This window comes from Nocardia sp. NPDC088792 (genome assembly GCF_044750615.1).
Classification (GTDB): Bacteria; Actinomycetota; Actinomycetes; order Mycobacteriales; family Mycobacteriaceae; genus Nocardia.
In genome coordinates this window covers 578,281-603,543 of the sequence record NZ_JBIVKC010000005.1, presented here as the reverse complement: position 1 = coordinate 603,543, position 25,263 = coordinate 578,281, and the positions used below count along the sequence as shown (strand labels likewise).

Sequence of the window (25,263 nt, the reverse complement as noted above, 5' to 3'; positions counted from 1 at the left end):
TCAGGCGTCCCATCTGCCAGACCAAGATAGACCAAACCAGGATTGATTCTATAACGTGTTCTACATGACTGATCGGGATTATGACGTCGTGGTGGTCGGCAGCGGTGCCGCCGGCATGACCGCCGCCCTCACCGCAGCACACCATGGTCTGCGCACGGTGCTCATCGAGAAGGCCGAGCACTACGGCGGCTCGACCGCGCGTTCCGGCGGTGGCGTCTGGATTCCCGGCAACAAGGTGCTGAAGGCCGCGGGCCGCGGCGACGACCTCGACGAGGCCCGGACGTACCTGTACAGCATCATCGGCGACGTGGTGCCGAAGGAGAAGATCGACACCTACCTGGCCCGCGGCGCCGAGGCCTTCGACTTCGTGCTCGACCACTCGCCGCTGAAGATGACCTGGGTCCCCGGCTACTCCGACTACTACCCGGAGGCACCGGGCGGCAAGGCGGACGGCCGCTCCTGCGAGCCCAAGCCGTTCGACACCAAGATCCTCGGCGCGGAGCGCTTCAAGCTGGAGCCGCCCTACAGCAAGGCGCCGCTGAACGTCGTCGTCACCCAGGCGGACTTCAAGAAGCTCAACCTGATTCGCCGCCACCCCTCCGGCATCGCCCGCGTCATGCGGGTCGGCGCGCGCTGGGCGTGGGGCAAGGCCACCGGCAAGGCGCTGGTCGGCATGGGCCAGGCCATCATCGCGGGCATGCGCAAGGGCCTGCTGGACGCGAATGTGCCGGTGCTGCTGGACACTCCGCTGAAGTCCCTGGTCATCGAGAACGGTGTGGTCACCGGCGTCGAGGCCGAGCAGCACGGCGAAACCGTCCGGTTCAACGCGAAATTCGGCGTCATCCTGGCCAGCGGCGGCTTCGAGCACAACGACGACATGCGGCACAAGTACCAGCGTGAACCCATCACCACCGAATGGACCACCGGCGCCAAAGCCAATGAGGGCGACGGCATCCGCGCGGGCATGGAAGCCGGCGGCGCCATCGATTTCATGGAGGACGCCTGGTGGGGTCCGACCACGTTCAAGGGCACGGGCAAGCCGTGGTTCGCGCTGGCCGAACGCAATCTGCCCGGCAGCATCATGGTGAACAACGACGGCAAGCGATTCGGAAATGAGTCCGCTCCTTACGTCGAGGCCGTGCACACCATGTACGGCGGCGAATATGGACAGGGTGAGGGTCCGGGCGAGAACGTGCCGTGCTGGCTGGTGTTCGACAATCGCTACCGGAGTCGCTACATCTTCGCCGGTTTGCAGCCTGGCCAGCGGATTCCGTCCCGCTGGATGGAAAACGACCTGATCGTCATCGCCCCGACGCTGTCCGAGCTGGCCGGGAGGATCGGTGTGCCCGCCGAGACCCTGGCCGATACCGTGCAGCGCTTCAACGGCTTCGCCGAGACCGGCAAGGACGAGGACTACCACCGCGGCGACAGCGCCTACGACCGCTACTACGGCGACCCCACCATCAAGCCGAACCCGTGCCTGAACAAGCTCGAGGTCGGCCCGTTCTACGCGGTGAAGATGGTCCCCGGCGACCTCGGCACCAAGGGCGGTCTGGTCACCGACAACGATGCCCGCGTGCTGCGCGAGGACGGCTCGATCATCGAGGGCCTCTACGCCGCCGGCAATACCTCCACCCCGGTGATGGGCCACACCTACGCGGGCCCCGGCGCTACCATCGGCCCGGCCATCACCTTCGGCTACCTGGCCGCCCTCGACGCCGCCGCGAAGGCGAAGTCCGGCAGCTAGGCCACCCAGTCGTCCCGAACCGTCCCAACCCGGTTCGGGACCGGGTCCGGGCGCGGTACCGGGTCACATCGAACCCGCGCCCGACCCGTCCGCCGCGCCGCCGGACCGCTCTATCCCGGCGGCGCGGCGGCCCGCACAACTGAACACCGCCCGCGTCCGGCGCGCCCTCTCACACTCGGCGCGCCGGAAGCGGAAACTCCGTCCCGGCGAGCGGGCGCGGTCCTTGCCCGCGGCCGGGTGGCCGTCGCATCATCGGACCGAGTGGGCCTCGCCGCGAGAGGGTGCGCGCCCACCGAATACGAGGAGAACTTCATGCCTATCGATCCGAATATCGCGCTCGGCGCGCAGTTGCCGACGGTGGTGTTCAGCTGGTCGCCGACCGAGCCGCAGCTGTACCACCTGGCGCTGGGCGCGGGGGCGCGCTGGACCGATCCGGCTGAGCTGCGCTACCTGGATGACCGTGCGCCGCAGGTATTGCCGACGTTCGCGACGGTGGCGCCGTTCTTCCACGAGACCGAGCCGCCGCAGGTGAAGTTCCCGGGCATCGATATCGATCTCGCGAAGGTGGTGCACGGCAGCCAGGAGATCGTGGTGCACCGGCCGATTCCGGCGTCGGGGAAGGCGACCTTCGAGCGGCGCATCACCGAGATCTGGGACAAGGGCTCGGCGGCCGTCATCTGGCAGGAGCACACCGCCACCAGCGATGACGGCGAACTGCTGTGGACCGCACGGTCTTCCATCTTCGCCAAGGGCGAGGGCGGGTTCGGCGGCGAGCGCGGTCCGTCGGCCAAGACCGAATTGCCGGATCGCGCACCGGATTTCGAGGTGCTGATGCCGACCCTGCCGCAGCAGGCCCTGCTGTACCGCATGTGCGGTGACCGCAATCCACTGCATTCGGATCCGGAATTCGCCCGGAATGCCGGATTCCCCAACCCGATCCTGCACGGCCTGTGCACCTACGGCCTGGTGTGCAAGGCGGCCACGGACGCCGTGCTGAATTCGGACGCGACCCGGGTCACCGGTTTCCGCGCCCGCTTCGCCGGCGTGCTCTACCCGGGCGAGACCATCCGCAGCCGAATCTGGCAGTCGGCGGGCGAATTGACCATTGCGGCGACGGTGGTCGAGCGCGATGACGCCCCTATCCTCGGCGATGTGGTGCTCAGTTACACCGGCTAAACAAGACAAACTTGCCGAATCGGGCGGGCCGCGATCGGATTTCGGTCGCGGCCCTTCGGTATTCGGTCAGCTTGCGGGGCGTGCTCGCGGACGCCGCACCGACCCGGGCAAACACCCGGAAGCCCGCCGCACGAATGCGCAATCCCTGGTGCGTCCGCCTACACCCGAATGGAAACCCGCCCGCGATTCTCCCGGGCGAAAAGTCCCGGACTCTGCCCCTTCCAGGACCGGAAGGCGGAGGTGAAGGCCGAGACGCTCGCGTATCCCAGGCGGATCGCGGCCTGTTCCACCGTCATTCCGGCCACCAGCAACTCTTCGGCCAGCAGACCGACGGTCTCGGTGGAGAGCTCCCGGAAAGTCGTGCCCTCATCGGCGAGCCGGCGGCGCAGCGTGCGCACGCTGATGTCCAGTTCGGCCGCGATGCGGGACTGATCGGCCACGCCGCCGCGGGAGATCAGCAACTGCCGCACCTGACCGCTGATGCCCCGGCGGCGCTTGCGGCGCTGCATGAGGTCGGCGCACTGCTGCTCGTAGAAGCGGGCGGTGGCCGCATTCGCTTGCGGCAGTGGCAAATTCTGCATACCGGACGGTCCGGTCACCACCGAGCGCTGCGCATTGAAGACCACCTCGTCCACACCCAGCATGGCGCCGAACATCTCGTAGACCGGATGCGGTGGGAAGGCCACCGCCACCCGGGTGATCGGCGGCCGCATGGGCATCACGTCCTGCTGAATCGTCCAGATGGCGGCCACATCTCGCTCCACCGCGAAGCGCCGCACCTCCGGCGGCACGCCGCTGTCGTCGCGGACGATCGACACCTCCTCGCCATTGATGACGAGGTGATGGCGGGCCACGGTGAAGGACAGATCGGCGTAGCGCAGGGCCAGATCGACCGCGTCACGCACGGTCGGGCAGCTCATGAGGGCGAAGCCCAGTACGCCGAGACTCGGTGGATGACAGAGCAATCCGGCCATCAATCCCATACCGGGCTCGTCGCCGACACCGGCCACCACATTGCGCATGAGGGCCAGTTCCTGTCCGAGCGTGATCTCCGCGGTCGAGTCCACCAGGTCCTGCTCGCGAATCCCGGTGTCCCGCAATAACCGGGACACGGCCAGTCCGCGGGCCGTCGAGAACTCGACCAGCAGTGCCGCACTGGTGATGGAGCGCAGTTGACCCTGACCGTCCGTCACCTGCGAATGGTCGCAAACTTTCAGCGTGTCCGTATCCGGAACCGGTCGGTAAGTTGCTGAAAGAGGCCGAAATTCGGTTGTTTCTGACCCAGCAGACACTGGCAGAAGTAACGTCCCAGGACATACGGTGAATATCTAGCTAACCAACTGAATATCTTGGGTCTCTACTACCGATTGATACGGAGAAGGTGAACCAATGGCCGCCTGGCAGGTGTTCACGGCCACTCTCGCAACCCTCACGATCATGGCGATCGCCATAGTGAGTCTGCATCACCCCCATCAAGATCCAGACAGGTTGTCCGTAGACCGGATACGGGAACGAATCAGCAATGAGCGCACCGCGTTACCCGTGAAGGCCGGGACCGATACCGCGAAGACCCTGTCAGCCACCTCGGCATGGTCGCATCTCGCTCCCGACCACCCGCTCGACGTCTCGGAAGCCCACCGCGCCATGCAGCAGCACCGCCGCTGCCCGGTGGCCGAATGTGCGCGCAAGGCGGCCGCCTTCCGGGCGCTCGTCGAGGCGGGCCGCATCAAGCCGACCCGCATGCCCCCGGCCATGCAATAGTCGAACCCCCCGCTCACAACCCACCGAGAAATGTGGGCGGGACAGCGGCAACCAGCCAGACCCCGTTGGTGCTGACCCGGAACTCGTGCCCAGCGCGCTGCATACCAGCCGCATCCACGGTCAGCACCACGGGCTTGCCGCGCCGCGCACCCACCTTGACGGCGGTCTCCACAGCCGCCGAGAGGTGGACCGCGTGGCGGCGCATCGGTTTCAGTCCCTCCACGCGAATCGCGGTCAGCGCCGCGGCAACGGTGCCGTGGTACAGGACATCGGGCGGAGTGGCCACCTCATAGGCGAGGTCCACGTCCACGCTGTGCCCTTGACTCGCGCGGATGCGAGTGCCACCCGCATCGAACTCGAAGCGCCGCTTGTCATTTCCGGCGACCACCTCGTCGAGTTCGGCACGCGTGAGCGCGCGGCCCTGCCGGGCGAAACCCGCCAGCAGGTCCGCGACCGCCACCCAGCCGGCCGGATCCAGCCGGAGGCCTATCTCCTCCGGCGCATGCCGCAGATGCCTCGACAGCCGTTTCGACGTCTTGATCAGTTGTGCGTTGTTCATCCGTCCACTAGGCCACGGACGATCAAGCCGTACAACAGGATTACCGCGATCGGCGCGGCGATCGGGATCCACGCCACACCTGTCGGGAGCAGGGTCGCGGCCCCTGCGGCGACGGTGAAGACGAGGGCTCCCGCGACCGATGGGATCGTCGTCGGCACCACGCCGATGGGCGCCCGCACGGTGGCCGTATTCAGCAGATACGTGGTCGCCACCAGTCCGATCGCGCCCGCCACCAGGGCGCCGGGCCCGTCGAGAGCCAATACGCCCACGGCGACCAGCACCGCCGCCACCGCGCTCACCCGCCAGCGCCAGCCGGCCACCACCAGCACCAGGGCGGGCGCCACCGCCCACGGCTGCACCAGCCCCACCGCGAGGGTCAGCAGGAGTCCGGACAGCACCGCGAGGAATCTGGTCATCGGCGCACCCGCACGGTCCGCCGATGGTCGGGCAGCAGGCGCATGACCTGATCCAGCCGGGTGTCCTCCGGCCACGGGACGATGTCCACGCCGACGGTGCCCATATCGCGGTACATCGCCGTGCGCTCCAGCTGCCACATGCGCGCCAGCGTCGAATCCAGGCCCTGATGGAACGGCGGCCCGCGCAGCACGTCCACCACCACGACCACATGCCCGCGCTTGCGCAGGTCGATGAGCGACAGCGCGAACTGGGTGTCGAGCAGTGTGGAGAACGCCACCACCACCGCGCCGATGGGCACCGCCGCGTGCGGCGCCAGGGTGCCCTCGGTCAGGATGTGCTCGTCGCCGACATCGAGCACGGTATCGACGATGCGATAGAACTGCCGGCGGCCGATATCCGGCCGCAGCCAGCGCGGCGAACGCCCCAGAGCGACAACGGCGGTGCGGTCACCGGCCTGCAGCGCCGACTGCGCCACCTGCGCCGCCCCGCGCACCGACAGTTCGAGCGAATCCGAGGCCGGTCCGGGCGCCTGCAGCGAAGTATCCACCAGCACAACGACATCCGCCGCCCGGTTGGTGAACCGCTCGGTCACGAACAGCTGCCCGCGCCGCGCGCTCACCGGCCAGTTCACCGTGCGCAGCTGGTCACCCGGCGTATAGGGCCGGATGTCCGCGTATTCCACGCCCGGCCCGTGCCGCCGGGTCAGGTGTGTGCCCATGCGTTCGGGAAGTTCGGTGCGCGGCAACCGCATCCGCTGCGGATCGGTGATCGGGTACACGTACACCTCACCCGCGGGCAGCTGCACCGACGCCACCGCCAGCCCGGCCGGGCTCAGCGCCGTCACCCGCATGGGCACCGGGTACCGGCCCCAGCGCGGCGCGGACAGCGCCAGCCGCAGACCGGCGGGCGCGGTCCCGGAGTCGACGGTCTCCTCCACGCGGGATTCCATGCCCGCCACCGATTCCGAATGCAAGCGCAGCAGCGCATGCCCGGTCTCCACGAAGGCGGCCACGGTGAGCACCACCTCCTCGGTCTCGAAGCAGCGCAGTACGCCCGCGCCGTCCACTTGAATCTTGGTGCGCGACAACTGGAGCGGCGCCGTGGCGAGCACGCCCAGCATGGGCGCGGCGAACACCACCAGCTGCCACCGGCCCAGCACGATCGCCAGTACCAGCGCGGGCACCGACGCCACCGCCAGCATGAAGACCAGAGGTGCCGGCCGCCACCGCAATTCGGTCTCGGAGGTGGCGCTGGTATCGCGATGCTTCATACGCGCCTCACGCCGAGGTGGCGCGCGGGACGGGCAGGCGGCGCAGCAGTTCGGCGATCACGTCCTCGCCGCGGATGCGGCGGACCCACATCTCCGGGCGCAGGGTGATGCGGTGGGCCATGGCCGGAACCGCCAGGGCCTTCACATCTTCCGGGACCACGAAGTCGCGATTGTTGAGCAGCGCCCGGGCCCGGGCCATCTGGACCAGATCGAGTTCCGCGCGGGGACTGGCGCCGACCTCCACCTGGGGATGGCCGCGGGTGGCGGCGGCCAGCGAGACGACATAGCCCACCACATCCGGATGCACGGTCACGTATTCGACGGCCTGCCGCATCTCCAGCAGGCCGGTGGCATCCACCACCTGACCGATCTGGGCCGGTTGCGAACCGCGTTCCAGCCGCCGGCGGATCATGCTCATCTCATCGGACTCGGAGAGGTAGCCGAGCCGCAACTGCATGGCGAAACGATCCAGCTGGGCCTCGGGCAGCGGGTAGGTGCCCTCGTACTCGATGGGGTTGTCGGTGGCCATGACGATGAAAGGATCCGGCAGCGGGAAGGTTTCGCCGTCGATGGACACCTGGCCCTCGGCCATCGCCTCCAGCAGCGCGGCCTGCGTCTTGGGCGGGGTGCGGTTGACCTCGTCGGCCAGCAGCATGTTCGTGAACACCGGGCCGCGGCGGAAACTGAAACGGCCGGAATGCATGTCGTAGATGGTGGAGCCGATCAGGTCCGCGGGCAGCAGATCCGGCGTGAACTGCACCCGGGTGAAGTTCAGCCCCAGCGCCGCCGCGAACGACCGGGCGATGAGGGTCTTGCCCAGCCCGGGCAGATCCTCGATGAGGATGTGCCCGCCGGCCAGCACCGCGATCATGATCAGCTGCAGTTCTTCCCGCTTGCCGACCACGACCCGGGACATTTCGCGCAGTATGGCGTCGGTGCGCTTGATGGTCAGATCCATCGGTGATGTCATCGCATGTCTCGCATCTCGTCTCACATGGTCTGTAGGCGGCGCAGGATCTCGTCCAGGGCGGCGCGGCCGGGGGCCTTGCTCTCCTGGTCCCGTAGCGCCGAATTCGCCGGATCCACCCAGCGCCACAGTTCGGGGCCGAATTGCAGCTGACCGGCGGTCTCCAGCGCCCGCCGGTTCTTGGCCATGCGATGCCCGCTGGTCAGCTCGAATTCCTTGGCGAGCAGGGGGCGCAGATGGCGGTCCCATTCGGCGCGCGAACCCTCGGAACGGTCCGCCAGCATGCCGGCGCGCGCCTCCCAGCGGCGCAGCATTTCCGCCGGGCCGTTGTCGATCTCGTGATCGGCCGGGCCCTGCGGGGCGATCCGGCGCGAACGCTGCACCATCGACCAGACCAGCAGGCCCAGCCCGCCCGCCACCGGCAGGCCCGCCACCGGTAGCAGGGTGTCGCGCTGATTGCCGAAGGCGAGGAATTCGAAGAGCGCGGCCAGCACCACCGCACCGACCACGATCGCGATCCGATTCATCGGCGGACTCTCCGTTCCGGCCGAAGCGTCACTGTGACAACGGTTTTCATACCGGCTGCCCCTGCAGATCGGCCAATACGATACGCAGCAACTGCTCGGCCCGCATACGCTGCCACTCCAGCATGGAGTGCGGGCTGAAGCGGGCTTCCTCGAACAGCGCCACCAGTTCCCGCGCCGACGCATCGTGCAGGAAGCCGCGATCGAAGGCGCGAGCCAGCACCTCGGACGGGGTGTCCGAGGCCAGCGGCGCCACCTCCCGCGCCTGTCCCAGACCACGTTCCATGGCCACGTAACAGGCGATGATGGCGGTGCGCGGATCCTGGCCGGGCGCGGTCATGGCCGCCAGGCCCATCTCCGCGACCTTCGCCAGCGACACCATCTCGGTCTCCGCGGCGGGGGTGAACACTCCCGGTTGCGGCGCCGGGCGCCGGGTGGTGCCGACCGCGACCACCACCAGACCGGACAGCGCCACCAGCACCAGCACGCCCGCCCCGATGCCCACGATCAGCAGCGCGGTACCGCCCAGCGCGGGCTGCTGATTCGTATCCGGCGGCGGCGGAACGGTTGCCATCGGATTCGTGGTGCCGGTCGCGGGGGCCTGCGTGGTCTCGGTCTGCGTGTGCTTGCCGGGTCCGGCCACGTACACCGACACGATCGAGGCCGCCAATAGTCCCACCGCGGCAATGCCGATGAGCACCAGCAGCCCGAGGCCGCCCAGCCGCCAGGAGCGGCGATCGGGTTTGCGATCGGGTTCGGGCATGGACAGCGGCAGCCGATGCTGACTGTTGATCACCCCGGCGGCCAGGATCACGATCGACACCAGGAACAGCACCGGCATGAGCGCGAGACTCACCGCGGAAGGCGTATGGGGGGCTTTCGGACCGCCGGTGCCGGGGATGTACCCACGCAGGGCGACAACGGCCAGCACCAGCAGGGCGATCAGCCCGACCACGCGCGATGCCACCGTCCCGACCCCAGTCACCGAGCACCCCCAACCAGAGTTCCGCCTAAATCAGGCACATAGTTACATGCCAAGCGGTTTCTCAGGTCGAAAACGACGAACACGGCTCACATACACTTCGAACATATATCGGCACTGGTCATGAGGGAAACCAAAGCTACCCGGATTCACCTGTGACCACCGACAATTCGCCGATCGGACGTCCGATGATCCGGCGCCGATTCATGACGGAACAGACGGCATGCGGCTACCGACAGGAACGGTCCGTACGGAGTCTCCGTACGGACCGTTCGTGCCACGCAGGACCGGAATCGATCAAGCAGTACGGCGCACCCTGGCGCGCAGCCGCGTCAACGCCGAAGTGGTCCAGGGCTCCTGCGCCGGTTGAGTGATCGGCACGACCTTATCGATGCGCACCGGAGTGGAATCGATGCGCGCCGGGGCCGGACGCGGTTCCACCAGGCGGCCGAGCGAACGGAAATCCCAGCCCGCCGCCAGCCACGGCGCCGGATCCAGGGTATTGCGGGCATCGATGATGGTGCGCCCGCGCGCCACCGACCGCAGGAAAGCCGGGTCCAGCTCGCGGAATTCACTCCACTCGGTCAGATGCAGCACCACATCGGCCCCGTGCAACGCCGCCGCCGCATTGGGCGCATAGACCAGCTGCGGGGCCACCGCCCGCGCGGGAACCGTTGCGGCCGGGTCGAATACGGTGACCTCCGCGCCCGCGGCATGCAGCCGGGCCGCGACATCCAGCGCCGGCGAATCACGGACATCGTCGGACAGCGGCTTGAACGCCGCGCCCAGCACCCCGACCCGGCCCAGCACGCCCACCGCGCGACCCCAGCGGGAAGCACTGCCGCGCAGGATGTCCAGGGTGTCGGTGACCACCCGCTCCCGGCGGCGCAGGTTCACCGCGTCGATATCGCGCAGGAAGTCTACCGACTCCCCCGCCCCCAGTTCGGTGGCGCGGGCGATGAGCGCGCGCACATCCTTGGGCAGACAGCCGCCGCCGTAACCCAGTCCGGCGCCGAGGAACTTGCGGCCGATGCGGTCGTCGTGGCCGAGCGCCTCGGCCAGCAGCGTCACATCCGCGCCGGTCAGCTCGCACAGTTCGGCCATGGCATTGATGAATGAGATCTTGGTGGCCAGGAAGGCGTTGGCGGACACCTTGATCAGCTCGGCGGTCGGCATATTCGTGATCACCACCGGGGAGCCCCCGGCGATCGGGGTCGAATAGACCTGGCGCAGCGCCCATTCCGCGTCCGGCGTGGTGACGCCGAAGACCAGGCGGTTCGGGTGCAGGGTGTCGTAGACGGCGTGACCCTCGCGCAGGAACTCCGGGTTCCAGGCCAGATCCACCGAAATACCCGCCGGCGCAAGCTCGGCGATCCGCTCGGTCAGCGCCTCCGCGGTACCCACCGGCACCGTGGACTTGCCGACGATCAGGCAGTTGCGGGTCAGATGCGGCACCAACCCGTCCAGCGCCGAATACAGCTGCGACAGATCGGCCGCGCCGTTCGCGCCGGGCGGCGTTCCCACACACAGGAAGTGGATGTCCGCGAACCGTGCGGCCTCGACCAGCGAGGTGCCGAAACGCAGCCGTCCGGCCGCCACGTGGCCGGACAGCAGCTCGGGCAGTCCCGGCTCATGGAAGGGCACCCGGCCCACGGACAACGCCGCCGCCTTGGCCGGATTGTTGTCCACACCCAGGGTTTCGAAGCCGAGTTCGGCCATACCCGCGGCATGCGTGGCACCCAGATAGCCGGTGCCGATGACGGAGATGCGGAGCATCAGGAGGCCTCCTTGGTGAGCGGCTCACGGAGCTCGCCGGACGCATCCGGCAGCAGTCGCTCCGCGATGACCTCGCGGTAGTGGCGAATCAGAAGGTCGTTGACGGCCGCCCAGGAGCGGTCCTTGACGCTGCGTTGCGCGGTCGCCGCGGTCCGCTCGCGCAGTTCGGCGTCGTCCACCAGGCGGCGGACCAGACCGGTCATGGCCTCCGCGTCGCCGGGCGGGTAGAGGAAGCCGGCGCCGGGCGACACCACATCGATCGGGCCGCCCGCGCGGGGCGCGACCACGGGCACACCGGAGGCCATCGCCTCCTGCGCTGCCTGGCAATAGGTTTCGTGCCGGCCGGTGTGCACGAAGACATCCAGCGTGGCGTAGGCCGCGCCGAGTTCGTCACCGTGCAGGACACCCAGGAATTCCGCCCGCGGCAGCAGCTTCCGCAGATGCTTCTCCTCGGGTCCGCCGCCGACGATGATCAGGCGCACCCCGGGCAGCGACTGCACATGCGTGAGCAGTTCGAGTTCCTTCTCCGGAGCGAGCCGGCCGATATAGCCCACCAGCAGTTCACCATTGGGGGCGAGCCGCCGGTGCAGTTCTTCCGACCGCCGGAACGGCCCGAACTGCTGCAGATCCACGCCCCGCGGCCAGCGGGCCAGCCCCGGGATGCCCATCAGCTCCAGCTGCCGCAGGCTCGCCGTGGAGGGCGCGAGCGTGCGATCCACCCGCAGGTGGATGCGGCGGGTCAGCGCGGTCATGGTGCGGACGCCGCCGGGCAGGTCGTAGCGCTCGGCGAAACCCACCAGATCGGTCTGATAGATGGCGACGGTCGGAATGCCCAGTTCGTTCGCGACCTTCGCCGCCTGATAACCCAGCGTCGCCGGGGAAGCGATGTGCACGACATCCGGCTGGAACTCCCGGATGATCTTGCGCAAACGACGCCGGGTCTCCAGGCCTATACGGAAATCCCGATAGAAAGGAAGCCGGGCCCCGCGCACCACATGGACGCGGAACCCGGCATACTTTTCCGGCCCGGTGGGCGCCAGTAGCACCGCCTCGTGGCCCTTGGCCGCCAGATGGTCCAGCACTCGCCGAACGGAATTGGTCACGCCGTTGACCTGGGGAAGGAAGGACTCGGCGACGACCAGGACACGCAACCGGGGACTTTTCCGGATGCCAGGGTTACTCGGTATGCTCGGGTTCCGCGGCTCGGAATCCCTTGCCTGCTCGCGGATTCGCATCGGTCCCCTCCGGTTCGGTGCTGCTCCTGATTGCACGGTAAGAAGTGGCTTGCAACGCAGGCCCCCCTCCGCGTAGACGGCGCGTGAATCCTCCGCGTCGATCAAGTCGGCGTGTTCACCGAGCCGTCGCCATCCCTTCGCACAACCGTCCCGGACGGCAGGTTCAACCGATGACAGCGGCCTCCCCAACCCGGAGTTCCCCGAGCCGGCTGAGGGTCCGATACAGGTCAGGGACCCGCCCGAGCTCCGCGCCCAATTCCGGCAACGGGACTTCGGCGTAGACCGAAAGCTCCAGATCGGCGTCGTAGAGCACGTCCACGAGGTTCACGAAACGCATCACCCAGTCCGGTGCGACGGTGTCCATGGCGGGGACGCGGCAGACCGTCCAGCGCCGGAACTCGGCCGCGAGTTCGAGGAAATCGGCCGCCGACACCGGTATCCCGCACAGCTCCGCGAAATCGACTGTCAGCGCACCGCTCCCGGCCGCGCGGGCGTGCATGAGCCGATGCGCGATCGGAACGTCCACCCGATCGGTGACCCCCGGATCGCCGATCACGTACCGCCCGGCCCCGAATCCGATGCGGCGGCCGCCCAGGGTCCGGTAGTCCAGCGGGCCGTTCACCGAGACGACGTCGAGGTGCTCGAGAATCCGCTCGATGGTCGGCACGAACATGGCGTGCAGGTACGGGTTGGGCAGCAGCTCCTCGGGCGGGTAATTGGAGGTCACCACCAGGGTGATGCGGCGGGCGAAGAGCAGGTCCAGCAGGCGGGCGACCAGCCTGGCATCACCCGAATCGTGCACATGGAATTCGTCGAAGCACAGCAGCCGGGCATTGCCCAGCAGGGCCTCGGCCGAGGCGTCGATGGAACCGTGGGTGTGGATGCCCGCGTTCAATTGCGCGAAGAAGCGGTGGAAGTGGTACCGCCGCTTGCGTTCCGTGGGCGCCGAGTCGAAGAACCGGTTCATGAGCATGGTCTTGCCGCGGCCCGGACCGCCGTGGACGTACAGCCCGCGCGGGTGCTGCCACCGCTTGCCGCCCCGGGCGGCAATGGCGGCCAGCCGGTCCGCGACGAGTCGCTGATCCGGGTCGAGCACGATCTCCGTGGCATCCATGACAATCCTCCAGCCTCTACACCCGTAGAGTTACCTCTATAGTTGTAGAGGCTCGAGGATCCGCGGAGGAGCGAACGTGACCACTTCCACAGCAGACCGGCGCACCTCGATCGTCGACAGCGCCATCGATCTCATTGCGGAACAAGGACTTCGGGCCCTCACCCACCGTGCCCTGGACACCGCGCTGGAACTCCCCGCCGGCTCGACGTCCTACTACTTCCGCACCAAGCGGGCACTCGTCGAGGCCATCGTGGAACGCATCGCCACCCGCTCCCGCACGGAATTCGCTGCCGCACAGGCGAACGACACACTGCGCAAGGACGTCGGAGCGGAGGGCATCGCCCGGGACATCGCCGACTGGCTGGATCGACTACTGGCACAACGGCGCAATCAGCTGATCGCGCGGCACGCGCTCATCGTCGACCTGCTCGGCGACGCCGAACTGCACGCCCGGCTCGCGGGCTGCCTGTTCTCACACCGGCAGGCGACGGATCTCTTCGAATCGCTCGGCGCGCGCTCACCCGCGACGGCGGCGGCCGACTTCATCGCCGTGATCGAAGGTCTGGTCTTCGACCGATTCGCCGGGGCCAGAACGAATCTCACACCCGGCACACCGGCGAGCGTGCGACAGCTCGCCGGTGTCCTGGCGACTCAGCTCAGGAGCGCTTCCAAATCCTGATCACGGTGTCCGGCCACGGCGGCCGGCGCAGCATGGCGGCCGTGGCCAGCGTGGCCGCGATCAGGCCCGTCGCCACACCGAGGATGGCGATGCGGCCGGCGTCCACGGCCGGCTCCCACTTCACCTCACCACCGTGCACGACGAACACGCCCATCGGGCGGGGGCCGAGCACCGTGGCGTAATTGGTGACCGTGATGATGGTCGACCCGTCCGGCGTGGTGTGCGGCTCCCCGTACACGATCAGAGCGCTCACGCCGGGCAGATCGTTCAGTTTGTCGAGCAGTGTCATTCCGGTCCCTTCCCCAGAGTCGGACCGGAACCAATCTACGCGTCCGGCTCAGTTCGCGGTGAGGACCAGACCCGATGTGGGGACGCCGGTTCCGGCGGTGACGACGATGTTCTCCAGGCCCGCGACCTGGTTCACCGAGGTGCCGCGGAGCTGCCGGACACCCTCGGCAATGCCGTTCATGCCGTGGATGTAGGCCTCGCCCAGCTGACCACCGTGAGTGTTCAAGGGCAGACGGCCACCCAGTTCGATGGCGCCGTCCTTGATGAAGTCCTTGGCTTCACCGCGGCCACAGAAACCCAGTTCCTCGAGCTGCATCAGCACGAAGGGAGTGAAGTGGTCGTAGAGGATGGCGGCCTGCATATCCTCGGGACGGAGACCGGACTGGGACCAGAGCTGGTCACCCACCAGGCCCATTTCGGGCAGGCCCGTCATGGCGTCCCGGTAGTAGCTGGTCATGACGTACTGGTCGGCGCCGGAACCCTGTGCGGCACCGGCGATCACGGCCGGCCGCTGCGGCAGATCCTTGGCCCGATCCACACTGGTGATGACGAGCGCTACCCCGCCGTCCGTCTCCTGGCAGCAGTCCAGCAGGTGCAGCGGCTCGGCGATCCAGCGGGAAGCCTGGTGCTCCTCGAGGGTGATCGGCTTGCCGTAGAAGTGAGCGGCCGGATTCACCGCGGCATGCTTGCGGTCGGCGACCGCGACGCGGCCGAAATCCTCACTGCGCGCGCCGTATACGTGCATGTACCGGCGGGCCACCATGGCCACCTGGGCTGCGGGCGTGCCGAGACCGTGGGTGTAGGAGAAGGCATTGTCCACACCCGACGAGGATGGATTGCCGGTGGCGAGATGAGTGGCGAACTGGCCGTAGCGATTACCGGAGCGCTCGTTGAACGCGCGATAGGCGACAACCACATCCGCGACGCCCGTCGCCACCGCCATGGCGGCCTGCTGCACGGTCGCGGCGGCCGCGCCACCGCCGAAGGGGATGTTGGAGAAGAACTTCAGGCTCGGGATGCCCGCCGCCCGGGCCACCGCGGCCTGGGTATTGGTGTCCATGGTGAAGGTGGTGAGACCGTCCACATCCGCGGGCGTGAGGCCCGCGTCGGCGAGGGCGGCGGTGACCGCCTCGGCCGCCAGCCGCAATTCGCTGCGGCCGGAGTCCTTGGAGAAATCGGTGGCGCCGATGCCGACGATGGCGGCCTTGCGGCTCAGGGGAGAGCTGGGGGCGCTCACTGGCGGGCCTCCTGCAGGGAGAGAACGGCTTTCGCGGTGATGTGGTCGCCGAGGCTGTCCTTGCCGACCACCTCGACGGTGACCTCCACGCCCTCGGTGGTGGCGTCGACGGCGATCACCGTGCCCGACAGGGTCAGCGTGTCACCGGCGTACAGCGGCACGCCGAGGCGTAGCGCGATGGACTTCACGATGGCGCGCGGCCCGGCCCAGTCGGTGACGAAACGCTGTACCAGGCCGGTGTCGGTGAGGATATTGACGAAGATGTCCTTGGACCCGCGCTGCACCGCCTTGTCGCGGTCGTGGTGCACGTCCTGGAAGTCGCGGGTGGCCAGCGCCGAGCTGATCACGAAGGTCGGGTCGGCGTGAATCGCCAACTCCGGCAGGGTCGTTCCGACCTGCACGGCGGCGTGTTCGGCGAGAGTCATCGGACAACCTTCCAGTAGGGCACGGTGTTGTCGTCGTCGAGCGCCTCGAAACCGGCCTCGACGGCCAGCCCGACCGCCACCTCGGCGGGGTCGATGCCGCGCAGCTCACCGAGCATGCGCACGCCCTCCTCGAGCTCGACGAGCGCGATCACGTACGGCACCTGACGGCCGGGCACCTTGGGCGCGTGGTGCACCACGAAGCTGAACACCGTGCCGCGGCCGGAGGCCACGACGTAATCGCTCTGCTGCGCCTTGTCCTGCCAGATGGCCGGGATCGGCGGATGCTGCAGGGCGCCGTCGGGCTTGCGCTGGATGCGCAGCTCGCCGAGTTTCACACCGTCCCAGAAGAATTCGGTGTCCTTCGAGACGGTCGGCTTGACGCGCTTGCTGAGATCGTCGGCGGAGGAAGGCTGCTGGGCTGCCGTGCCGGGTGCGAACTTCAGCATCCGGAACAACATCTCGGTGACGAGTTCCTCGCCCACGTAGTAGTTGGTGCGATAGGTGGTGAACCAGCCCTCACCCAGCCCGGTCCGCTTGGGCCCGACCAGTTCGTCCACGGTGGACCGCACCGTCACCTGCTCGCCGAGCTGCAGGTAACGGTGGTAGATCTGCTCGCAGTTGGTGGCGACCACCGAGGTGTAACCGGCCGCGTCGAACAGCTCGTTGGTGCGGGTCATCGGATCGTCGTCGGCCCGGACGCCGTGCAATCCGGGCATGGTCCACACCTGTGCCATGGCGGGCGGCGCGACGATGCCGGGATGCCCGGCCGCGCGGGCGGCCTCGGCGTCCACGTAGATCGGATTGGCGTCACCGATCGCCTCGACCCAGTTGTTGATCATGGGTTGGTTGACCGGATCCCGGGCCACCCGCGCCGCGGACTCGCCCGCGGCCTTGATCTTCTCGACGGCCGCCCGAATCTCGTCGGCCGTGAAGCTCTGCGTCACAGGTGACTCCTATCTGGGGACGCGCGGCAACCGCAGGCCCATTTGAGCGATCAGCTCGCGCATGACTTCATTGACGCCACCGCCGAAGGTGACCACCAGGTTCTGCTTGGTGCGGCGATCCAGCCAGACCAGCAGTTCCGCGGTCTTGGGCTCGGCGGGATCACCGAAGCGGCCCACGATCTCCTCGGCCAGCCGGCCGGCCTCCTGCAGCGCCTCGGTGGAGTACACCTTGGTCGCCGAGGCATCCGCCACCACCTCGAACTGGGAAACGTCCGGCCGCTCCATATTCGAGGCGACCTGCCAGTTCAGCAGCTCGTTGAGCCGCACCATGGCGTGCAGGCGCCCCAGCGAGCGGCGTACGTCGTTCTCGCCAAGCACGCCCTGGCGCTGCGCCCAGTCCCGCACCCGCTCGTAGAGCTGCTCGATCTTGCCGGACGGGCCCAGGCTCACCCGCTCGTGATTGAGCTGGGTGGTGATGAGCTTCCAGCCGCCGTTCTCCTCGCCGACGATCATGTCGGCGGGCACGCGGACATTGTCGAAGTAGGTGGCATTGGTGTGATGCGCGCCGTCCGCGGTGATGATCGGCGTCCAGGAGAAGCCGGGATCCTTGGTGTCCACGATCAGGATCGTGATGCCCCGATGCCGGGATTCGACCGTGCCGGTGCGGACCGCCAGCCAGATGTAGTCGGCCTCGTGCGCGCCGGTGGTGAAGATCTTCTGGCCGTTGACGATCCAGTCGCCGTTCGCGTCCCGGACCGCGCTGGTGCGCAGCGCCGCGAGATCGGTACCGGCCTCGGGCTCGGAGTAGCCGATGGCGAAATGGATATCGCCCGTGAGAATTCCGGGCAGGAACTGCTGCTTCTGCGCCGGCGTCCCGAAGGACTGCAGCGCCGGGCCGACGGTCAGCAGGGTGACCAGCGGCACCGGCACGTCGGCGCGCACCGCCTCGTTGTAGAAGATCTGCTGTTCGACGGGCCCGAAACCCTGCCCGCCGTATTCCTTCGGCCAGCCCACGCCGAGCCGGCCGTCGGAGCCCATTCGTTTGACCACGGCCCGGTAGGCGTCACCGTGCCGGTTGTCCAGCATCGCGGCTTCCTCTTCGGGAGTCACGAGACCGGCGAAGTACGAACGCAATTCGTCCCGGAGCTGTCGCTGCTCAGGGGTTAGATCGATGAACATCTGGCTCCCAAACGATCCAGCCGGAACGATTCGCCGCCCAGCCAGCGGGCGATGTCCTTGGCCTGTGAGTAGTAGCGGTGCAGCGGGTGGGTCATATCGACGCCGATGCCGCCGTGCAGGTGATGACACTTCTGCAGGGCCGCGGGCAGTTCCGAGGCGACCGTGTAGGCGAGCACGTCGAGGTCGTCGTCCGTGCGCTCCCGGTGTTCCGCGGAGACGTTCCCGGCGTCGGCCGAGAGTTCTTGCGCGAGCGCCCAGTTGGCCGACAGCGCTGCGGCGTGCAGCGTGCGCGAGGTCACGTACACATCGGCGATCTGCTGGGCCACCGCCTGGAATTCGGCCAGCGGACGGCCGAACTGCTGACGAGTGCGGACATGTTCGGCGGTCAGCGCGATCACGCCCTTCAGCAGACCGTCGGCAACCGAACCGATGGAGGCCAGCGCCAGCCGGTGCAGTTCGGCCAGCCCGCCGGGCAGCAACTGCCCGGCCGGAATCTGCACCTGATCGAACTGCAGCGAAAACTCCGGCACGCCATCGGAAGTCGGGCTCACGGTGCGGGTGATGCCCGCCGCGTCGCCGTCCACGAGGGCGATACCGGCATCGGTCGGCACCAGGATCCAGCGTGCGGTGTCGGCGTACGGCACCGCGATCTTGTGGCCGGTGATGCGGACGATGGAACCGTCACTGACGGCCGTCGTCTCCGGTTTCACGGTGAAGGGCGCGCCCGTCTCGTGCAGGGCGGCGGTCAGCACCGCACCCTCCGCGACGGCGGGAAACACCTTCTCCGCCACCGCATCCGGCACGCCCACGGCCAGCAGCGGCAGCACGCCGAAGCCCAGCGTGCTCAGCGCCGGGATCTGCGCCGCGTCGGTGGCCAGCTCGGTGAGCATGGCCGAGACCTCGAGCAGGCCCATTTCGTCACCGCCGAAGCGCTCCGGTAGCGGCACGGCCAGCAAACCGCTCTGGGCGAAAATCGGCCATAATGCACTATCACGCGCGCTTTCACGCTCTAGCAAACTTACAACAACCTCGGCGACAGCGTCCTGGCTCTCGTCCCTGGTGAAGTCCAATTCCATGCTCCCGGTAGAGGTGTGGGCTAGCCGTGCGACTCGCGCGGCAGTCCGAGGATCCGTTCACCGGCGACGGTCAACAGAATCTGCTCGGTACCGCCCGCAATCGACAAACAGCGTGTGAGCAGGAATTCTTTCACCACATCGGTTTCGAGAGCGCCCGCCGCACCGGACAATTCGACGGCAAATTCGGCTACCGCCTGCCGGTGTCGAACACCGACCAGTTTGCGTACGCTGCTCTGCGCGGCAGGATCTTCGCCGGCCAGCATCTTTTTTGCCGCACGAGCTTCCAGCAAAGTTCCGGCTACAGATTCTGAAATGAGCCCGCCCAGGCGATCGGCCACCACTTCGGCGCCCGGCCCGGAGGTCGGAGCCGCCGCGATGAGCGCCTCCAGCTCGTCCCCGATTCCCTTGCCGCCCATGGCCACCCGCTCCGCGGACAGCGTCGAACGCGCGATCTTCCAGCCATTGCCGAGCTGACCGACCAAGCATTCGTCCGGAACGAAGACCTGGTCCAGGAACACCTCGTTGAACCGCGCCTCACCGGTGATCTCCACCAGCGGACGGATGTCCAGGCCCGGACTGTCCATGCGCACCAGGAAATAACTGATGCCCCGATGCTTCGGCGCCTCGGTATCCGTGCGCGCCAGGCAGATTCCCCACGTGGCCTTGTCCGCCAGCGAGGTCCACACCTTCTGACCCTGCAGCCGCCAGCCGCCCTCGACCCGCTCGGCCACCGTGCGCAGGGCCGCCAGATCCGAACCGGCTTCCGGCTCGGAGAACAGCTGACACCAGATCACCTCACCGGTGAGGGTCGGCATGGCGAACCGCTCGATCTGCTCCGGGGTACCCCACTGCAGCAGCGTCGGAATCGCCCAGTTGGCAATGGCCAGCTCCGGCAGCTCGATGCCCGCCTTGCGCACCTGGTCGTCCAGCTGGGTCCGCAGGATCGGTCCCGCACCCCGGCCGTAGGGCGCGGGCCAGTGCGAGGCCAGCAGGCCCGCCCCGGCCAGCGCGGTGCGCTGCTCGGACTTCGGCAGCGCCCCGATCTTGGCCAGCTCGGCCGCCAGCACGGCGGCCTCGGCGGCATCCAGGCCCAGCTCTTCCCAGGCCGAATCGCCCTCGGAACCGGATTCGCCCAGGTCGAGGCCCACCGTGCGCCGGTGACCCCGCAGGGTCAGCTCGGCCACCCGGGCCCGCCAGCGGGCGCTGCCGCCCACCAGCTGACGCAGGGCGGTGGCCCGGCGCAGATACAGGTGCGCGTCGTGCTCCCAAGTGAAACCGATTCCACCCAGAACCTGAATACAGTCCTTCGCGGTCTCCACCGCCGCGTCCAGCGCGACGGTCAGACCGATGGCCGCGGCCAACTGCAGTTCCGCACCACCAGTGTCGACCGCGGCGGCCGCATCGGCGGCCACGGCGCGAATCTGCTCGGTCCGGCACAGCATCCACGCGCAAATATGTTTGATCGCTTGGAATTCACCGATCTTGCGCCCGAATTGTTCACGCACCTTGGCGTATTCGGTCGCGGTTTCCAGGCACCAACCGGCCAGTCCGGCGGCCTCCGCGGCAATCAGCACCGCGACCAGATCGAGCACCGGCAGCCCCGGTTCGAAGACGTGATCCTGGGACACAGCAACTTCCGCGCACTCGACCCGCGCCAGTGGCGAACTCAGGTCCAGCGCCGGTAGCGGCTCCACCCGCAAGCCGTCGGCATCGGGTTCGATCAGGCACCAGAGTCGCCGGTCACCGTCTCGGACCGGCACCAGCACGGCGGTACCGGGCGCGGCGCCGAGCACCGCCTCCCAGGTGCCGGACACCCGGACCACGGATTCACCGGTGGATACCGCGATTTCGCCCTCGAGGGCGATACCGCATGGCGTATTCTCGTCGAGCATCTCGCCGGCAACGAGTCCCGCCAGCGCCGTCGAGAGCACCGGTCCGCCAACCAGATCGTGCGCCGCCTGCTCCACCAGGACAGCGAGATCGCCGACGGTACCGCCCGCGCCGCCCGCCTCCTCGGCGACGGCGACTCGGAAAATTCCGAGATCGGCCAGGCGCGACCAGTATTCGCGCCAATAATCCGGCGCTCCGGTTCGCATTGTTGCAATTGGCCGCACCGCGGCGGCCCATCCACGCATAGAGTCCTGGACGGCTTTATGCTCGTCAGTGGTGGCTATGGTCACACTCCATACCGCCTTTCCGGCGTGACTTCCACTCCTAGAACATGTTCTAATGTTCGAGCCGGGCGGAAGTCAAGCGCCGTCCCGACGCGGTACGAACTCGTGCCCGGCGACGCCGGGTGAGAAGAAGCCGGACGATTCGTGCAGGAAAGGACTCTCTACCGATGGCCAGTCCCTCCCGATCGCAGGCCGCCGACGGGGCGGGCGCCGCACGCGGTGCCGCCGTACCCGTCACCACCCTCAGCGAGGAGGACCTGAGCTCGGCGGCGCAGCGCGACCGGCGCAAACGCATCCTCGACGCCACCCTCGCCCTGGCCTCCAAGGGCGGCTACGACGCGGTCCAGATGCGGGCCGTCGCCGAACGCGCGGATGTCGCCGTCGGCACCCTGTACCGGTACTTCCCGTCCAAGGTGCACCTGCTGGTGTCCGCCCTCGCCCGTGAATTCGAGCAGTTCGAAGGCCGGCGCAAACCGCTCCCCGGTGTCACCCCGCAGGAACGCATGCACCTGCTGCTCACCCAGGTCACCCGGGCCATGCAGCGCGACCCGCTGCTCACCGAGGCCATGACGCGCGCCTTCATGTTCGCCGACGCCTCCGCGGCCGCCGAGGTCGATCGGGTCGGCAAGGTGATGGACCGCTTCTTCGCCCGCGCGCTGGCCGAGGAGACGCCCACCGATCGGCAGCTCGCCATCGCCCGCGTCATCAGCGACGTGTGGCTGTCGAATCTGGTTGCGTGGCTGACCCGTCGCGCGTCCGCCACCGATGTGACCGAGCGCCTGGAGCTCACCGTCGACCTCCTCATCGGAGGCAACGAGTAGCTCCGTACGGAGGCAAGACGTAGAACGCACGGCGTGCGTTCGCAATTCGAGGGAGGCCTGCCCGGGCCGGAGAGCCGGGCAGGCCTCCCTTGTCGTTTACCGGAAAAGCCCAGGTCAGCGCCGCATACTCGATGATTACCGGCGCGTAGAACGGGCATTCGGTGAACGACACGGGGTGACTTTGTAAACGCTATGTATCACCGCACACACAAGGGGGCAACCAGCACCCAGTAGCATCACTCGCGCCCTGAAAAATCTCCTCCGATCACTAGGTTGGATGCGTGAGCGCACAGGATTTGCCACTGGAACTTCGCCGGGCGTTGTCGGCGATCGCCCGCGTGCCACGGCTGCTGGTCGCATCGGATTACGACGGGACGATCGCGCCCATCGTCTCCGACCCGACCAAGGCCTATCCCCACCGGGAGTCGGTGAGCGCCCTGCGCGCTCTCGCCGGCCTCACCGGTACGACGGCCGCCGTGATCTCGGGGCGTGCCCTGCGAGATCTCGCGGCGCTGTCCCGGCTGCCCGTCGAGGTGCAGCTGATCGGAAGCCACGGTTCGGAATTCGACGTCGGCTTCGTGCACGCGATCGACAACGACGCCAAACAATTGCTGCAGGAGGTGCAGACCACCCTCTCGCAAATCGCCCAGGACAACCCGGGCGTGGGCATCGAGATCAAACCCGCCAGCGTGGCCCTGCATGTCCGCAATGCCAGCCCCGAAATCGGCCGTCGCGCACTGGTTCAGGTGCGGCAGGGTCCGGGCAGCTGGGTCGGCATCCAGGTCACCGAGGGCAAAGAGGTCATCGAACTCGCGGTCGTCGAGACCGACAAGGGCGCGGCACTCGACATCGTCCGGCATCAGCAGGGCGCCTCGGCCGCCCTGTTCATCGGTGACGACGTGACCGATGAGAAGGCCTTCATACGACTGTCCGGTCCGGACGTCGGCATCAAGGTCGGCGACGGCGAAAGCCTTGCCGAATACCGGGTTTGCAGCACCGAAGAGGTCTCCAAATGCCTGGCCTTCCTCCTCGAGGAACGCCGCACCTGGCTGGCGGGCGCCAGCGCCCCCCGAATCGAACGGCTGACCATGCTGGCCAGCCCGCGATCCAAGGCCCTGGTCACCCCCGACGGCACCATCACCTGGCTGTGCCACCCCGAACCCGACTCCGCGGCAGTGTTCGCACACCTGCTCGGCGGTCCCGGCGCCGGCCACTTCACCATCCACCCCGAACGCCCGGGCCTGCCGCTCTCGCAGCGGTACGTCGACGGCACCATGACCGTCGAAACCCGGTGGGCCAGTTTGCAGGTCGTCGACTACCTGGCGCACGACGTGGTGCCGGAACGGACCGACCTGACGCGTGTCATCATCGGCGACGTCAAGGCCGTCGTCACCTTCGCACCCCGGCCGGAATTCGGTCAGGTGCCGGTGCGCCTGGTCTACCGCGCGGGCGGGCTCGAGGTGCAGGGCACCAACGATCCCATCGTGCTGCGCTCCCCCGGCGTCGACTGGGAGATCATCGACGAGGGCAACCACCACACCGCCCGCGCCATCGTGGACCCCTCGCAGGGCCCGATCGTGCTGGAAATGCGGTGCGGCACCTCCGATCTCGCACCCTGCATGACCCCCGAACTGGACCGCCGGCGGGAAGCCGAGCGGTACTGGGCGGAATGGTCGAGCCGGCTCGAACTGCCGCCGCTCAAGCCCGATCTCATGAAGCGGTCCGCGCTCACCCTGCGCGGGCTGGTGCACTCCCCCTCCGGATCCATCCTGGCCGCCGCCACCACCTCACTGCCCGAGGACATCGGCGGGGTGCGCAACTGGGACTACCGCTACTGCTGGCTGCGCGACGCCTCGCTCACCGCCTCCGCGCTGGTGTCGCTGGGCTCGCTCGCCGAGGCCGAGGATCTGCTCGCCTGGGTGCACCGCGTGCTGGAAACCCTGCCGGGACCCGAACGCCTGCACCCGCTCTACACCCTCTACGGCGAAACCCTGCCGCCCGAGGCCGTCATCGACCAGCTGCCCGGCTACGCCGGCTCCCGGCCGGTCCGCGTCGGCAACGCGGCGAACATGCAGGTGCAGCTGGACGTGTTCGGGCCCATCGTGGACCTCATCTCCCAGCTCGCGCACGCTCGTGAGCGCAAGGGCATGACCGATGCGAAAAAGGCGCTGCCGGACCCGGATTGGGAACTCGTGCACGCCATGGTGTCCGCCGTACAGCGGCGCTGGCGCGAACCCGACCACGGCATCTGGGAGATCCGCGGCAACCCGCGGCATCACGTGTACTCCAAGGTCATGGGCTGGCTCACGGTGGATCGGGCCATCACCCTGGCCCGGCAGTTCGGGCGGCCCATCGACCCGGACTGGGAGGCGTTGCGCGACACCATTTCCGACGAGGTGAAGGTGCAGGGCTGGAACGAAGAGGTCCAGTCCTACACCGCCGCCTACGACGGCACGGACCTCGACGCGGCCACCCTGCACATCGGCCTGAGCGGGCTCATCGAACCCTCCGATCCGCGGTTCGCGGCCACCGTCGTGGCGACCGAGGCGGAACTGCGCAGCGGTTCCACCGTCTACCGGTACCACCACGACGATGGGCTGCCCGGCGGTGAGGGCGGGTTCCACCTGTGCGCCGCCTGGCTGGTGGAGGCGTACCTGCTCATCGGCAAGCGCGAGGACGCCGAGGCGCTCTTCGCTCAGCTCGTCGATGTGGCCGGGCCCACCGGCCTGCTCTCCGAGGAGTACGACCCGGTCGCCGAACGCTCACTCGGCAACCACCCGCAGGCGTACAGCCACCTCGGCCTGCTGCGCTGCGCCCAGTTGCTGAGTCAGCCGGTCGCCGCGCTGACGTAGCGGTTCATCGACGACGGAAGGCCCGGGGAGCGGAATGCTCCCCGGGCCTTCCGTGTTGCA

General features: G+C 68.1%; 23 protein-coding genes. 6 read left to right on the top strand and 17 right to left on the bottom strand.

Annotated features, from left to right (window positions below; translation table 11 throughout):
* Positions 1–55: 55 nt before the first annotated feature.
* Positions 56–1,747, top strand: coding sequence for a 3-oxosteroid 1-dehydrogenase (gene kstD, locus ACIP5Y_RS34985; RefSeq protein WP_400356666.1), 1,692 nt, complete (start codon positions 56–58; stop codon positions 1,745–1,747).
* A gap of 312 nt (positions 1,748–2,059) precedes the next feature.
* Positions 2,060–2,923, top strand: coding sequence for a MaoC/PaaZ C-terminal domain-containing protein (locus tag ACIP5Y_RS34980; RefSeq protein ID WP_400356665.1), 864 nt, complete (start codon positions 2,060–2,062; stop codon positions 2,921–2,923).
* A 158-nt stretch (positions 2,924–3,081) separates the two neighbouring features.
* Here ACIP5Y_RS34980 and ACIP5Y_RS34975 read toward each other — a convergent pair whose 3' ends face one another.
* A complete protein-coding gene (locus tag ACIP5Y_RS34975; protein ID WP_400356664.1) occupies positions 3,082–4,116 on the bottom strand; it encodes an AraC family transcriptional regulator in 1,035 nt (344 codons plus the stop codon).
* 196 nt (positions 4,117–4,312) lie between these two features.
* On the opposite strand from ACIP5Y_RS34975, the gene ACIP5Y_RS34970 reads away from it, so the two are divergent.
* Positions 4,313–4,684, top strand: a complete 372-nt coding sequence (locus tag ACIP5Y_RS34970; protein WP_400356663.1) for a hypothetical protein — start codon at positions 4,313–4,315, stop codon at positions 4,682–4,684.
* A 13-nt stretch (positions 4,685–4,697) separates the two neighbouring features.
* Here the strand turns inward: ACIP5Y_RS34970 and ACIP5Y_RS34965 are convergent, their stop codons facing one another.
* The 9 genes from ACIP5Y_RS34965 to zapE all read right to left on the bottom strand — a co-directional run bounded on the left by ACIP5Y_RS34965 (position 4,698) and on the right by zapE (position 13,528).
* Positions 4,698–5,243 (bottom strand): RNA 2'-phosphotransferase, encoded by a 546-nt coding sequence (locus ACIP5Y_RS34965; RefSeq protein ID WP_400356662.1) that lies wholly within the window; start codon positions 5,241–5,243, stop codon positions 4,698–4,700.
* Complete coding sequence (locus ACIP5Y_RS34960) at positions 5,240–5,659, bottom strand: hypothetical protein (protein ID WP_400356661.1); 420 nt, start codon at positions 5,657–5,659, stop codon at positions 5,240–5,242. The genes ACIP5Y_RS34965 and ACIP5Y_RS34960 overlap by 4 nt, the downstream gene beginning before the upstream one ends.
* Positions 5,656–6,930, bottom strand: coding sequence for a DUF58 domain-containing protein (locus ACIP5Y_RS34955; protein ID WP_400356660.1), 1,275 nt, complete (start codon positions 6,928–6,930; stop codon positions 5,656–5,658). The genes ACIP5Y_RS34960 and ACIP5Y_RS34955 overlap by 4 nt, the downstream gene beginning before the upstream one ends.
* Positions 6,931–6,937: 7 nt before the next feature.
* Entirely contained in the window at positions 6,938–7,900 is a 963-nt protein-coding gene (locus tag ACIP5Y_RS34950; RefSeq protein WP_400356659.1) for an AAA family ATPase, read from the bottom strand.
* A 20-nt stretch (positions 7,901–7,920) separates the two neighbouring features.
* Entirely contained in the window at positions 7,921–8,424 is a 504-nt protein-coding gene (locus tag ACIP5Y_RS34945) for a hypothetical protein (RefSeq protein ID WP_400356658.1), read from the bottom strand.
* 46 nt (positions 8,425–8,470) lie between these two features.
* Complete coding sequence (locus tag ACIP5Y_RS34940; protein ID WP_400356657.1) at positions 8,471–9,388, bottom strand: DUF4129 domain-containing protein; 918 nt, start codon at positions 9,386–9,388, stop codon at positions 8,471–8,473.
* A gap of 312 nt (positions 9,389–9,700) precedes the next feature.
* Entirely contained in the window at positions 9,701–11,179 is a 1,479-nt protein-coding gene (locus ACIP5Y_RS34935; protein WP_400356656.1) for a UDP-glucose dehydrogenase family protein, read from the bottom strand.
* Complete coding sequence (locus tag ACIP5Y_RS34930; protein WP_400356655.1) at positions 11,179–12,330, bottom strand: glycosyltransferase family 4 protein; 1,152 nt, start codon at positions 12,328–12,330, stop codon at positions 11,179–11,181. Before ACIP5Y_RS34930 ends, ACIP5Y_RS34935 begins: the two co-directional genes overlap by 1 nt.
* A 247-nt stretch (positions 12,331–12,577) precedes the next feature.
* Positions 12,578–13,528 carry a cell division protein ZapE gene (gene zapE, locus ACIP5Y_RS34925; protein WP_400356654.1) on the bottom strand — a complete coding sequence of 317 codons (951 nt, stop codon included), beginning with the start codon at positions 13,526–13,528 and terminating at the stop codon, positions 12,578–12,580.
* A 76-nt stretch (positions 13,529–13,604) separates the two neighbouring features.
* Here zapE and ACIP5Y_RS34920 point away from each other — a divergent pair, with 76 nt between their 5' ends.
* Positions 13,605–14,207 (top strand): TetR/AcrR family transcriptional regulator, encoded by a 603-nt coding sequence (locus tag ACIP5Y_RS34920; protein WP_400356653.1) that lies wholly within the window; start codon positions 13,605–13,607, stop codon positions 14,205–14,207.
* On the opposite strand, the gene ACIP5Y_RS34915 is transcribed toward ACIP5Y_RS34920, so the two are convergent.
* The 7 genes from ACIP5Y_RS34915 to ACIP5Y_RS34885 are packed head-to-tail and all read right to left on the bottom strand — an operon-like array spanning position 14,185 to position 21,536.
* Entirely contained in the window at positions 14,185–14,496 is a 312-nt protein-coding gene (locus ACIP5Y_RS34915; protein ID WP_400356652.1) for a hypothetical protein, read from the bottom strand. The genes ACIP5Y_RS34920 and ACIP5Y_RS34915 overlap by 23 nt on opposite strands.
* 48 nt (positions 14,497–14,544) lie before the next feature.
* On the bottom strand, positions 14,545–15,732 hold the full coding sequence (locus ACIP5Y_RS34910; RefSeq protein WP_400356651.1) for a lipid-transfer protein: 1,188 nt from the start codon (positions 15,730–15,732) through the stop codon (positions 14,545–14,547).
* Complete coding sequence (locus ACIP5Y_RS34905; protein ID WP_400356650.1) at positions 15,729–16,157, bottom strand: MaoC family dehydratase; 429 nt, start codon at positions 16,155–16,157, stop codon at positions 15,729–15,731. The genes ACIP5Y_RS34910 and ACIP5Y_RS34905 overlap by 4 nt, the downstream gene beginning before the upstream one ends.
* Positions 16,154–17,101 (bottom strand): bifunctional MaoC family dehydratase N-terminal/OB-fold nucleic acid binding domain-containing protein, encoded by a 948-nt coding sequence (locus tag ACIP5Y_RS34900; protein WP_400356649.1) that lies wholly within the window; start codon positions 17,099–17,101, stop codon positions 16,154–16,156. The genes ACIP5Y_RS34905 and ACIP5Y_RS34900 overlap by 4 nt, the downstream gene beginning before the upstream one ends.
* A 9-nt stretch (positions 17,102–17,110) precedes the next feature.
* Positions 17,111–18,280 carry an acyl-CoA dehydrogenase family protein gene (locus ACIP5Y_RS34895; protein ID WP_400356648.1) on the bottom strand — a complete coding sequence of 390 codons (1,170 nt, stop codon included), beginning with the start codon at positions 18,278–18,280 and terminating at the stop codon, positions 17,111–17,113.
* The gene (locus tag ACIP5Y_RS34890) at positions 18,265–19,350 is read right to left on the bottom strand and encodes an acyl-CoA dehydrogenase family protein (RefSeq protein WP_400356647.1); all 1,086 of its coding nucleotides are present in this window, start codon (positions 19,348–19,350) and stop codon (positions 18,265–18,267) included. The genes ACIP5Y_RS34895 and ACIP5Y_RS34890 overlap by 16 nt, the downstream gene beginning before the upstream one ends.
* Before the next feature lie 26 nt (positions 19,351–19,376).
* Positions 19,377–21,536 carry an acyl-CoA dehydrogenase gene (locus ACIP5Y_RS34885; protein ID WP_400356646.1) on the bottom strand — a complete coding sequence of 720 codons (2,160 nt, stop codon included), beginning with the start codon at positions 21,534–21,536 and terminating at the stop codon, positions 19,377–19,379.
* 161 nt (positions 21,537–21,697) lie between these two features.
* Here ACIP5Y_RS34885 and kstR point away from each other — a divergent pair, with 161 nt between their 5' ends.
* Positions 21,698–22,351: a cholesterol catabolism transcriptional regulator KstR gene (gene kstR, locus ACIP5Y_RS34880; protein WP_400356645.1), complete on the top strand. Its 654-nt coding sequence runs from the start codon at positions 21,698–21,700 to the stop codon at positions 22,349–22,351.
* Between the two features lie 281 nt (positions 22,352–22,632).
* Positions 22,633–25,203: a trehalose-phosphatase gene (gene otsB, locus ACIP5Y_RS34875; protein WP_400356644.1), complete on the top strand. Its 2,571-nt coding sequence runs from the start codon at positions 22,633–22,635 to the stop codon at positions 25,201–25,203.
* The last annotated feature ends 60 nt before the right edge of the window (positions 25,204–25,263 follow it).